At 46.8% G+C, this 220-nt stretch carries 1 protein-coding gene; it reads left to right on the top strand.

Annotated features, from left to right (window positions below; genetic code table 11):
• A partial coding sequence (locus NE623_RS14665; RefSeq protein ID WP_256276179.1) for a hypothetical protein occupies positions 1-220 on the top strand: 220 nt, incomplete at both ends.

The raw sequence follows: 220 nt of genomic DNA, 5'->3' as shown, positions 1-220 counted from the left end.
AGAAGAAACGTGGCGACATCCAGCTCATTCTTGATCGAGACAAGAAGCGGCTGGAAGTTCATCGTGCTATTAAAGCTGTTGCCTATAATATTCGCAAGCCACAAAAGCAACTGGGTATGGACAAGGGATTGGCAACTCTCATCTCATGTAGCAGTGGTCAAGAATATGGAGCAGATTTCAGCAAGCTGGTAAGCGCTGAAGTTGAGCGGATCAATGACCG

Origin of the sequence: Gemmiger formicilis (genome assembly GCF_024462815.1) — a bacterium.
GTDB lineage: Bacteria > Bacillota > Clostridia > Oscillospirales > Ruminococcaceae > Gemmiger.
This window is presented reverse-complemented; position numbering and strand designations above follow the sequence as displayed.